The organism is Vibrio frigidus, from assembly GCF_042465995.1.
GTDB lineage: Bacteria > Pseudomonadota > Gammaproteobacteria > Enterobacterales > Vibrionaceae > Vibrio.
Genome location: NZ_JBCDMC010000003.1, coordinates 435,486 through 447,817 on the forward strand (window position 1 = coordinate 435,486; position 12,332 = coordinate 447,817).

General features: G+C 41.7%; 6 protein-coding genes, 1 tRNA gene, 1 rRNA gene and 1 riboswitch. Of the genes, 3 read left to right on the plus strand and 5 right to left on the minus strand.

Annotated features, from left to right (window positions below):
• Nucleotides 1-91: 91 nt before the first annotated feature.
• Nucleotides 92-1,924, plus strand: a complete 1,833-nt coding sequence (locus tag AACW90_RS07620; protein WP_390232852.1) for a PglL family O-oligosaccharyltransferase — start codon at nt 92-94, stop codon at nt 1,922-1,924.
• 28 nt (nt 1,925-1,952) lie between these two features.
• Here AACW90_RS07620 and AACW90_RS07625 read toward each other — a convergent pair whose 3' ends face one another.
• Nucleotides 1,953-3,074, minus strand: coding sequence for a pyridoxal-phosphate-dependent aminotransferase family protein (locus tag AACW90_RS07625; RefSeq protein WP_390232854.1), 1,122 nt, complete (start codon nt 3,072-3,074; stop codon nt 1,953-1,955).
• A 221-nt stretch (nt 3,075-3,295) separates the two neighbouring features.
• Nucleotides 3,296-3,473, plus strand: a riboswitch (Lysine riboswitch).
• Between the two features lie 100 nt (nt 3,474-3,573).
• Between AACW90_RS07625 and lysC the strand changes: the two genes are divergently transcribed.
• Nucleotides 3,574-4,932 (plus strand): lysine-sensitive aspartokinase 3, encoded by a 1,359-nt coding sequence (gene lysC, locus AACW90_RS07630; RefSeq protein WP_390232856.1) that lies wholly within the window; start codon nt 3,574-3,576, stop codon nt 4,930-4,932.
• Nucleotides 4,933-5,041: 109 nt separating this feature from the next.
• On the opposite strand, the gene metH is transcribed toward lysC, so the two are convergent.
• Nucleotides 5,042-8,722, minus strand: a complete 3,681-nt coding sequence (gene metH / locus AACW90_RS07635) for a methionine synthase (RefSeq protein WP_390232858.1) — start codon at nt 8,720-8,722, stop codon at nt 5,042-5,044.
• Between the two features lie 193 nt (nt 8,723-8,915).
• Between metH and AACW90_RS07640 the strand changes: the two genes are divergently transcribed.
• Entirely contained in the window at nt 8,916-10,235 is a 1,320-nt protein-coding gene (locus AACW90_RS07640; RefSeq protein ID WP_390232860.1) for a cation:proton antiporter, read from the plus strand.
• Between the two features lie 183 nt (nt 10,236-10,418).
• On the opposite strand, the gene metA is transcribed toward AACW90_RS07640, so the two are convergent.
• From metA to rrf, 3 genes are all read right to left on the minus strand, one after another.
• Nucleotides 10,419-11,363 carry a homoserine O-acetyltransferase MetA gene (gene metA / locus AACW90_RS07645; RefSeq protein ID WP_390232862.1) on the minus strand — a complete coding sequence of 315 codons (945 nt, stop codon included), beginning with the start codon at nt 11,361-11,363 and terminating at the stop codon, nt 10,419-10,421.
• 484 nt (nt 11,364-11,847) lie between these two features.
• A tRNA-Asp gene (locus AACW90_RS07650) sits at nt 11,848-11,924 on the minus strand.
• A 93-nt stretch (nt 11,925-12,017) separates the two neighbouring features.
• Nucleotides 12,018-12,133: ribosomal RNA gene (gene rrf / locus AACW90_RS07655) — 5S ribosomal RNA — on the minus strand.
• Between the last annotated feature and the right edge of the window lie 199 nt (nt 12,134-12,332).

Here is a 12,332-nt window from a genome sequence, read left to right on the forward strand (position 1 = left end):
GCGTTAAAAACAATAGACTCTAGGTAGTCTTAAAAAAAAAAGGTACAGTAGAAAAGCGAGCGTAGCTCGCTTTTTATTTAGGGATCCAATAATGGCTATCATTCACCTTAGTGGGACAAGACTCGCTCCTCAGAAAGCTAAGGCGCCGCTTAACCGCACATTTATGTTCGCAATTGGCTTTGTATTTATCATCGCCATGCACATTTATATCCCAAATTTAGATGGCATAGGGTTAGCTCTCCCATTCAATACCCTCATTTGGGCTTGCCTTGGACTAATCATTGCCATTGGCTTCTACCATATTGCTAGCACAAAACAGATTCGCTACACCAAGCTAACCATTGCCTTATTGATCTGTTGTTTCATACTAACGTTACCTGTTTTTTATCCAATAGCTAATCTCTGGCTCCTCACACTACCTCGGCTCGCTAGTCTTTGGTCTGGATGGCTATTTTTCGTCGTATTGCAGCAATTTAATCTCAGTAATCTCCATAAACAACGTTTACTTTGGTTTATTGTCATCGCCGCCATAATCGAAGTGGTACTTGGTTATGTTCAGTTTTTCAATTTATTACCTAAGGAACTACTTGGTTCCAACACATTCACTCAAATGCCTTTCGGTATTTTCCAAGACCCCAGTGTCATGGTTAGTTTCATCTCTACTGGTCTCGTTATCTCTGGGTATTTACTTGCGAGACAACAAAGAAAGTATGGTCAGAAAGTAAGTCGAACACTGTTTCTTTACTTAGTACCACTGATCACTGCCCCCCTAATTATCATCCTTGCACGTGAATTAGAATGGATAGGTACGGCATTCGGTTTTGTTATTATTGCAACCTATCTGTATAGGTTCTCAACACCACAAAGATTCAGCGGTTGGATATCATCGTCAGTGGCCGGAATAGGGTTTGGTTTGATACTTATTTCCGCTAATAGCGTTGACGCGCAGTCCTTTCAAAAGCAACAAATAGAGAGATCTACGTTATTTCCACAAGCGATAGATATGCTCATAGAGAAACCTTTTACTGGATACGGGTATGGTCGATTTGAACCCGAATATATTTTATATTCTGCAAGACAACATCAATTAAACTCCGATTATCCGGTAGGATATTCATCCGTCGAGCATCCATTAAATGAAACTCTTTATTGGGGAATCGAAGGAGGACTGATTCCAATTGTGGGTATTTTCCTTGCGATGATAATGGTGCTGTTCAAAATATACTCTGCACGTAGAGGAACTCGATTAGCCATATTTAGCCTATTTATACCTATCGTGCTGCATAGTCAGATGGGCGCACCTTTTTATCACTCCGCTATTCATTGGTTAGTTTTCATCATCCTTTTATATTGGATCGATCAAAGAACCTCAAAATACAAAGTCCACTCTATTTCTAAGGTCACCAAGGTTCTAATAAGAAGCACTAGCTTTGTTGTTCCAACGGTCACTTCTGCTTATATGTTGATGGCATTACAAACCAACATGACATTGTTCAGGTTTGAACACTCTTTTCCAAAAGACTCAAGAATTTTGACACAAACCGTCTATCCCATATCGCAACAATTGCGCTACGAGTGGAATCTATACAGTACCTCACTTAAGCAAGGATTATTAACCGGTGATGCGCTTGCCATCAAACAGTATATAGTCTGGGCTTTACAAGCCATTAGACAAAAACCACAAGAATTATATTACAGCAATCTGATCATGGCTTATTTAGGTTTAGGTGAAATAAGCAAAGCAAATCAAATACGTTCGGAAGCCAGCTTCTTGTTTCCAAATCATGACTTTTCAACCATAGACATAGAACCCATTGCTATAGATGAAGAGCACAACCAAAATACTGAAAATAATGTGATTGAAGAAGAGAGCAATTCGATAGAGTCTGATACTACAAAAAAAGAGGGAGCGATTAAAAAGTAGAGTGGTACAAACCACCCTACTTACGAACTTATTGATTTAAAGTGTCGTCTAACGCTTTTAGACATAGAGCCACGTTTTCATTTCTCGAAGCGTACCCCATCAACCCTATACGCCATGTCTTTCCAGCTAATGCTCCCAAACCAGCACCTATTTCTAAGTTATAGTCATTAAGTAACGTTGCTCTAACGGCGCCATCATCTACCCCTTCAGGTATATATACGGCATTGAGTTGTGGCAGTCGATAATCTTCATCTACTACAAATTGAATCCCCATCAACTCTAAACCAGTCTTTAATTTTTCATGCATGACTTGATGTCGTTTCCATGCATTTTCCAACCCTTCATTTTTTAGTAACAACAAGGCTTCATGCAAAGCATAAAGACTATTTACAGGTGCAGTGTGATGATAGCTACGTTTACCTTCACCGCTCCAATAACCCAATACTAAACTTTGATCTAAAAACCAACTTTGCACAGGTGACTGTCTATTTTGAATGCGCTGAATAGCCGCTGCAGAAAAAGTCAAAGGAGATAAACCAGGCACACAGGACAAACATTTCTGACTACCTGAATACACGGCATCTAACCCCCATTCGTCTACTTTCAACGGCACGCCTCCAAGCGAAGTCACCGCATCAACAATGGTCAAGACCCCTCTTTCTTGTGCTAAAGAAGCCAAAGCCTGAGCGTCACTAAGAGCACCTGTAGAGGTTTCAGCATGTACAAAAGCTAAAATTTTTGCGTCAGGGTTGGTGTCAAGAGCGTCTCTTACTTTTCTAACGTCAACAGGTTCGCCCCATTCATTATCAACCACGATAGCTTCACCACCGCAGCGGATGACATTTTCACGCATCCTTTCACCAAACACACCATTTCGGCATACAACTACTTTATCGCCGGCTTCTACTAGGTTGACAAAACAAGCCTCCATACCAGCACTACCGGGTGCAGATACCGCAATAGTAAACGTATTCTCTGTTTGGAAAGCGTATTTAAGAAGCTGTTTTAGTTCATCCATCATATTGATGAATAATGGGTCAAGATGCCCTATCGTTGGACGGCTCAACGCTTGCAAAACTTGCGGTGAAATATCTGAAGGTCCGGGCCCCATTAATGTTCTATGAGGAGGTACAAAGCTCTGAATCGTCATAATTATTCCTTTTATAAGACGTGTAGGGGATTAAAGACTAACTCATAATCCATCATTCAACAATTCGACTCTAGTATAGAGGTCAAACCACTTGATCAAGCACCGTTTTTACGTTGTATAAATACTGGGCAAATATTCGTTTTATCAATTGACATTTAGACGTCAACATCGTTCAATGAATAGGTCTGGATTTGTTTGAACTTGATTTAGATAATTCGCTTTATAGCAGAAGAGGAGCATTGCCCAGGCAAGTGTTTTGTGGAGCCTTAACTCCGAGACAAAGCATTCAGGGGGAGCGGTGCCGAGATGATATTTCATTGAGTGTGTATAATCATCGGTTGAGTAGGCTGAATCCTACCAATTGTCACCAACCTTGTTTGGTGAAGAGCTTCTGAGGTCCGCATCCATATCTAATGCTTTTCCTCTGCTCTAGTAATCTCTCTTCAATATAACAAAAATAGAAATACTGTTAATTTGAATACATACAGGGAGAAATGCCGTGAGCGCATTCAATGTAGCAAAATTTGGTGGCACAAGTGTTGCCAACTTTGAAGCCATGAGCCGTTGTGCTGAAATAATAGAGAACAACCCAAACACAAAACTTATCGTCATTAGTGCTTGCTCTGGTGTGACAAACTTGTTGGTTGAGTTGGCAAATGGAGTTCAAGACGAACAACGTCGTCGTGTTGTCATTGAACAACTTGAAGATATCCATTATGCCATCATTGATAAGCTCGCCGACCCTTTAGAAACAGAACAAGCCGTCGCCTCTTTATTAAAGAGCGTGGCATCGGCTGCTGAAGCAGCATCATTCCAAAGTAGCGATAAACTCACAGATCACATGGTTGCTTATGGCGAACGGATGTCAACCCACTTGCTCACTCAAATACTAAGAGAGCGCGGCTTAAGTGCGGCACGTTTTAACATTCGCGATATAATGAGAACCAACAACGCCTACGGAAAAGCAGACCCAGAACTAGATTCGGTTGCTAAACTAGCACAAGAAAAACTCATCCCTTTATGTCGCGATAATGTTGTCGTTACACAAGGCTTTATTGGCGCTGATATAGATGGTAATACGACGACATTTGGTCGTGGCGGCAGTGACTATAGTGCAGCATTAATTGCAGAATCGGTTGAAGCATCGGGCCTTGAGATTTGGACAGATGTTCCTGGTATTTACACGACAGATCCACGCATAGTAGCGAAAGCTGCACCCATCCCTGAAATTAGTTTCAGTGAAGCCTCCGAAATGGCCAACTTCGGAGCCAAAATACTACACCCATCGACATTAGTTCCCGCATTACGCCATGGCATTCCCGTGTTCGTAGGATCGTCTAAAGAGCCAGAGAAAGGGGGGACTTGGATCAGACAAAAAGTAGGAAGTTCACCGCTATTTAGGGCATTAGCATTACGCGGAAACCAAACTATGGTAACACTGCGTAGTCCGAATATGTTTCAAGCGTATGGTTTCTTAGCCGACGTGTTTAAAATTCTAGCGAAGTATAAGATTTCCGTTGATCTGATCACTACATCAGAAGTAAGTGTATCGCTTACCCTTGACCAAACGAACACGTCAGGTGGCGCGCCAGAACTACCCATTGACGCTCAAAAAGAGCTGGAAGAACTTTGTACTGTAGAAGTAGAGCAAAATCTCTGTTTGGTCGCGCTTATTGGCAATAATATGAGTGAATGTAAAGGTTACGCAAAAAAAGTATTCAGTACTTTAGAAGACTTCAATCTACGCATGATTTGCTATGGTGCTAGTCCGCACAATTTGTGTTTCTTAGTACGTTCTGTTGATTCCCGTCGGGCTGTTCAGGATCTACATAGAGAATTATTCGAACTACGTGAGTAATGGTCGTCGAATAAAAAGGCTTGGTATCTTTAACCAAGCCTTTTTATCACCTTTCTTTGTCTTCTATCGTGCAGTCAAAGACTGTCATGTTTAGCAATAGCTTTCACTACTAGCTGATGTTAGGGCCTAACCACTTCTCCGCATCAAGAATATTCCAACCTTTACGCTCTGCATAATCCTCAACCTGATCTTGTTGTATCTGAGCAACAGCAAAAAATCGCGAATCAGGGTGTGAAAAATACCAACCCGAGACTGAGGCTCCAGGCCACATTGCATAACTAGATGTCAAAGACATACCAATCGCTTCTTCAACATTAAGAAGCTCCCATAAAGCACCTTTCTCTGTATGCTCAGGACACGCTGGGTAACCAGGTGCAGGCCTAATACCTTGGTATTTCTCTCTAATAAGATCTTCATTGGATAACGTCTCCTCGGGAGAGTAACCCCAAATTTCTCTACGCACTTTTTCATGTAGACATTCTGCAAAAGCTTCGGCTAATCGATCGGCCACAGCCTGAACCATGATTGCATTGTAGTCATCACCTTCAGCTTTAAACTTATCGGCCAGTTCGCGCTCACCAATACCACCTGTAACCGCAAAACCTCCAATCCAATCCTTTTTACCACTCGATTTGGGGGCAATATAATCACTCAAACAATAGTTAAAGCCTTTAGGCTTTTCTGTCTGCTGACGTAAATTGTGAAGTACTTTTGCAACTTGAGTACGTGATTCATCAGTATACACTTCGATATCGTCACCAATGCTTGCGGCAGGAAGTAAAGCACAAATGCCACTAGCTTTAAGTAAGCCTTCGCGTTCTATTTTGTCCAACCATTCATTCGCGTCATCAAATAACCTTTTCGCTTCTTCACCGACTTCTTCATGTTCAAAAATCTTAGGGTACTTACCCATAAGCGTCCAAGTCATAAAGAACGGGGTCCAATCTATATAGCGTCTTAAGCTCGCCACATCGAAATTTTCAAAAACGTGCACACCTAATTTTGCCGGTTCTGGGGGAGTATAATTCTGCCAGTCAATCGCAACTTTATTGTCTCGTGCTCTTTGTAATAAAACAGGCTTTGTGCGTGGTTTTTTACGATTATACTGATCTCGAACTTTGACATAGTCTTGTTCCACTTTTTCAACAAACGCTGGACGCAATTCATCTGAAAGTAATGATGAACAGACACCAACAGCACGCGAAGCATTATTTACGTAAACAACGGGATGGCTATAATTCTGTTCAATCTTGACGGCGGTGTGGGCTTTCGATGTCGTCGCACCACCAATTAATAGTGGAAGGTCGAAACCCTGTCGTTCCATCTCTTTGGCTACATGCACCATCTCATCGAGCGAAGGTGTAATCAAACCAGACAAACCAATGATATCGACCTTCTCTTCTTTAGCCACCTTGAGAATTTTTTCGCAAGAAACCATCACACCAAGATCAATTATCTCGTAGTTATTACACTGTAAAACGACACCGACAATGTTCTTGCCGATATCGTGTACATCACCTTTGACGGTCGCAAGCAGGATTTTTCCGTTTGCACGACTTTCTTCTTTCGAAGCATTAATAAAGGGCTCTAAATGCGCGACCGCTTGCTTCATTACCCGCGCAGATTTAACCACTTGAGGTAAAAACATCTTTCCTTCGCCAAACAAATCACCGACAACATTCATGCCATCCATCAAGGGGCCTTCAATGACGTGCAGTGGCTTAGCAGCATTAACTCTTGCTTCTTCTGTATCTTCGACGATAAATTCTGTAATGCCTTTAACGAGTGAATGCTCTAACCTTTTCTCTACAGGCCAACTTCTCCACTCTTGAGTAGATGAATCTTCTTCTTTACCCACGGCATTACCACGATACTCGTTCGCGATGTCGAGAAGGTTTTCTGTTCCCTTATCCGTTCTATTTAGAATGACATCTTCAACTGCATTACGTAGTTTTTCCGGTACGTTGTCATATATTTCCAATTGCCCAGCATTAACAATACCCATATCCATACCATTTTTAAAACAGTGATACAGGAATACGGCGTGTATTGCTTCACGTACATAATTGTTGCCCCTAAAAGAAAAGGATACGTTAGAAACACCACCAGATATCATTGCGTATGGAAGATCGCGCTTGATATCCGCTACCGCATTAATAAAGTCTAATGCATAATTATTATGTTCATCGATACCCGTCGCAACTGCAAATATATTTGGGTCAAAAATAATGTCTTCCGGTGGAAAACCGACTTCATCAACGAGAACACGGTATGCCTCAGTACAGATTTGTAACTTACGTTCACGTGTATCAGCTTGTCCTATTTCGTCAAAAGCCATGACAATCACAGCAGCGCCGTAACGACGGATAAGCTTAGCTTGGTGGATGAATTTTTCTTTTCCTTCTTTCAGGGAAATAGAGTTAACAATACCTTTTCCCTGAATGCACTTCAGACCAGCTTCTATTACTTCCCATTTTGACGAATCCACCATGATAGGAACTTTAGATATTTCTGGTTCCGTTGCGCAAAGATTAAGAAACCGCACCATACACGCTTCAGAATCAAGCATTCCCTCATCCATATTGATATCGATGACCTGCGCACCACTCTCAACTTGTTGACGCGCAACCTCTAAGGCTTCATCGTAAAGTTCATCTTTGATAAGCCGCTTGAAACGAGCGGAACCTGTCACGTTGGTTCGTTCACCCACATTTACAAACAGTGTTCCTTTATCAATGGTTACTGGCTCTAAGCCAGAAAGACGACAAGCCTTGGGGATATCTGGCAATTGTCGAGGTTTAACCCCTTCTACCGCTAATGCCATCTGACGAATGTGTTCAGGCGTCGTTCCACAACAGCCTCCAACTATGTTTACGTAGCCGCTTTCAGCCCACTCAATAATATGCTCCGCCATATCCTCTGGCGAAAGATCATATTCACCAAACGCATTAGGTAATCCCGCATTAGGGTGAACGGAAACAAAGGTTTCCGAAATTCTAGACATCTCTACGACATATTGCCTAAGTTCGTCGGGCCCTAGGGCGCAATTCAGGCCAAATGAGATAGGACTTACATGACGAAGCGCATTATAAAATGCTTCCGTAGTTTGACCTGAAAGTGTACGACCAGACGCATCAGTAATTGTTCCGGAGATCATTACTGGTAACGTGATATTCAGTTCTTCAAATACCGTATCGACAGCAAACGCACACGCCTTTGCATTAAGTGTATCAAATATAGTTTCGATTAATATAAGATCTGAACCGCCTCGTATAAGGGCTTTCGTCGATTCTGAGTACGCTTCTACAAGTTCATCGAAGCTGACATTACGAAAGCCTGGATCATTCACGTCAGGAGAAATTGAACACGTACGGTTAGTTGGGCCTAATACCCCAGCAACAAAGCGAGGCTTATCCGGTGTTTTTGCCGTCCACTCATCCGCAATCGCTCTAGCTAGTTGCGCGGCTTGATAATTAATCTCTTCACTTAGGCCTTCCATATCATAGTCAGCCATTGCGATAGTAGTTGCATTAAACGTGTTCGTTTCTAGAATATCTGCGCCCGCCTCCAAATAAGCAGAATGGATTTCTTTAATCAAGTCGGGCTGACTCAAGACTAAAAGGTCATTATTTCCTTTTAGATCTGAGTGCCAACTAGCGAATCGCTCTCCACGATAATCTTCTTCTTCAAGTTTATATCCTTGGATCATGGTGCCCATGCCACCATCGATTAACAAAATTCGCTTCTTTAGCTGATTTTCTATTATTTCTTTTACACTACTTCCAGACACGTTTAAGCCTCAATCCTTTTTAACTTTGTATCCATCCTATCACACAACAGGGAGAAATCTAGACGTCTAGACGGTTTTGTAATTAGAATTTATATCGCCAAATGTGTGTACGGTAATTTTTCATTATTCGTATTGATAAAGTTCGCTTTTCAACCGAAAATGGTCTTATAGAATAAAATTTTTGGAAAATTCGATGTACGTATACAACACCCTCTGTTTTTTAGCCGCCGCCGCAATGGCGATAGCCTTCGTTAATTCCAAAGTTGGTAAACTTCAAACCACCATAGCTATTACTGCAGGTGCTCTTGTTCTTTCTTTAATTATGATTGTAGCAGGCCAAAATGGTTGGTTTTCACTTAATGAAGTCGCGGCAAATACAATAGATTCGATTAATTTTGAAGATTTTCTCTTAAAAGGTGTGTTGGGCTTTCTGCTTTTTGCTGGTGGGTTAGGTATAAACCTAACCAATATGAAAGATCAAAAATGGGAGATAACCTTACTTGCCTTGGGCGCAACTCTCGTCTCAACCTTCCTAATCGGAGCTGTATTATTTGCGGTAGTGAACTGGGTCCTAGGTATATCGTTCGCTTTAGTCTACTGCCTTCTATTTGGCGCCTTAATTTCTCCAACTGATCCCATCGCCGTGCTTGCTATCGTGAAGAAGCTCGATGCGCCTAAACGTATATCAACACAAATCGAGGGCGAGTCGCTATTTAATGATGGCTTCGGTTTAGTCATTTTTGTTACTCTTTTTACTATCGCCTTTGGCACTGAGACACCTACTGTCGGTTCCGTATCATTACTATTTTTACATGAAGCCGTCGGTGGAATCGTTTATGGTGCTGCATTAGGACTGCTATTCCATTATCTTATAAGCTCAACAGATGATCATTCGATGGAGCTTCTTTTGACCCTAGGTATACCTACGGCCGGTTATGTATTCTCTCAAGTAATCGAGGTTTCTGGCCCTTTAGCGATGGTAATTTCAGGTATTATGATTGGTAACTGGACTCGTTACACAGGGTTCTCGAAAGAGAGTGAGCAACACCTAGACCACTTTTGGGAACTGATCGATGAATTCCTTAATGGATTGCTTTTCCTACTTATTGGCTTGTCTATGCTTACCTTTGAGTTTCATTCCGAAGATTGGATTATCATGCTCATCTCAATACCATTAGTATTAGCAGCTCGCTATATCAGTGTCTTTCTTTCATACCAAATATTTAATCGATTCAGAATGTACAACCCATGGTCAGTAAGGATTCTTACATGGGGTGGATTACGGGGCGGACTTGCACTTGCCATGGCCATGGCGATCCCGGCGGGGATAATGGTTGTTCCCGAAAAAAACATTGATGTGCGAGAAATACTGCTCGTGATGACCTACTCGGTAGTTGTATTTTCGATCTTAATCCAAGGGTCGACTATAACGCCACTCATTAATCGCGCAAAAGCTTGGGAAAGAGCAAAATCAGTTGAGCCTGAATCGCTACCTTTAAAGAAGAAACAATAAGTCATTGATCTGATTTGATTTGATTTGATTATAATAGGTTTCGTTTATTGCCTAAAAAATACCACCCATAATTTATCTTCATTTCCTTGAACACGTAAATATGTTTAGATTTGATTATCCCCATACAATGGGGATAATCAAATCTAATAACCTTGCATGGTTCACGATCAACTAACACCACTACTACTCGTCATCCTTAGTAAAATTCTCCTCCGAGAAATGTTCTAAATCATACGGTGTTTGTTGATAAACGCAGTAGTTTAACCAATTAGAGAACAATAGATGACCGTGACTACGCCAACTCGCTATAGGGTCATTGTCCGGATTATCTTTAGGGTAGTAATTAAGAGGGACCGTTGGTTCCATACCTTCACCTAAGTCACGTACATATTCATTATGTAATGTGTGGGACTCATACTCTGGGTGACCCGTTACGAAGACATTACGTTTATCTTTTGTCGCCGCCAAGTAAACCCCTGCGAGATCTGAAACAGCAAGTATATCTAGGTTGGTGTGTTCTTCTAAGTACTGAGCGGAAAAATCTGCATAGCGTGAATGTGGAGCCAAGAAACTATCATCGAAGCCTCTTAAAAGTGGGTGATACTTTTGTTGTATCTTATGAAAGTACACACCAGAAAGCTTTTCCTTACGCGTTTTCTTAGGCAATTCATAAAGTAACTTCAAACCTGCTTGGGCAGCCCAACAAACAAAAAGAGTCGATGTTACGTGCTTACGCGCCCACTGCATGATCGTTTCTAGATGATCCCAATAAATAACATCTTCAAACTGGACTAGGCCTAATGGAGCACCCGTTATGATCAAACCATCATAATTTTTTTCTTTCACTGTATTGAACTGGCGATAAAAATCATCAAGATGCTCTGTAGGTGTATTTTTACTCGGTCGGTCATCAATACGCAGCAGTTCGACATCGATCTGTAATGGACTATTCGAAAGGAGTCTTAAAAATTGTGTTTCTGTTTCGATTTTTTTTGGCATTAAATTGAGAATAAGTACTTTTAACGGCCTGATCTCTTGCGTTGAGGCGCGGGACATCGGCATTACGAAGATATTCTCTTTCTTTAATACATCTGAGGCTGGCAGTTTATCTGGTATCCGTATCGGCAAAGCTTTATCCTTAAGCTATCTAGACGTCTATATAGCTAGCCTAATTCAAAACATAATATTTGTCGAGAAAGAATTGTTCTTGGATCTTGTTTTACAATTGTAAAAAAAGCAAATTAGCTGAATAGCCGGAACTCGCTTTCTGTGTACAACCACGCGCCCGCCCCGGCGTGACGGCCGGCTTCCCTTAACAAAAAGAAAACCAACTGAACGACCACTCCACCGTGGTATTCTTTTCTTCTATAAACGCAAAAAAGCCCCAGCATTTCTGCTGAGGCTTCTAAACTTTTTTTGTAAGAACTGGCGGAGTCGACGGGGATTCGCTCTCTGTACACAATCACACGCGTCCCCCGGCGTGACAGGCCGGCTTCTCTTAACAAAAAGAAAACAAACAGAACGACCACTCCACCGTGGTATTCTTTTCTTCTATAAACGCAAGAAAGCCTCAGCATTTCTGCTGAGGCTTCTAAACTTTTCTTGTAAGAACTGGCGGAGTGGACGGGACTCGAACCCGCGACCCCCGGCGTGACAGGCCGGTATTCTAACCAACTGAACTACCACTCCACATGGTATTCTTACGCTAATTAAAGTCTCATTAACTGTGCTTTAATTAGTTTTTGCCTTCATCTTTTTCTAAAAGATAAAAACGATGTTAAAGCCTGGCGATGTCCTACTCTCACATGGGGAGACCCCACACTACCATCGGCGCTATTGCGTTTCACTTCTGAGTTCGGCATGGGATCAGGTGGGTCCACAATGCTATGGTCGCCAAGCAAATTTGGTAAAGTTTCCTAATAATTTAGAAAACTTTAATAATCTGGATTACTGACTTAAATAAAAGTTCGCACACATTCAATGTTCTTGCATTGAGTCCACAAAACCCCTTGGGTGTTGTATGGTTAAGCCTCACGGGCAATTAGTACAGGTTAGCTCAACGCCTCACAACGCTTACACACCCTGCCTATCAACGTT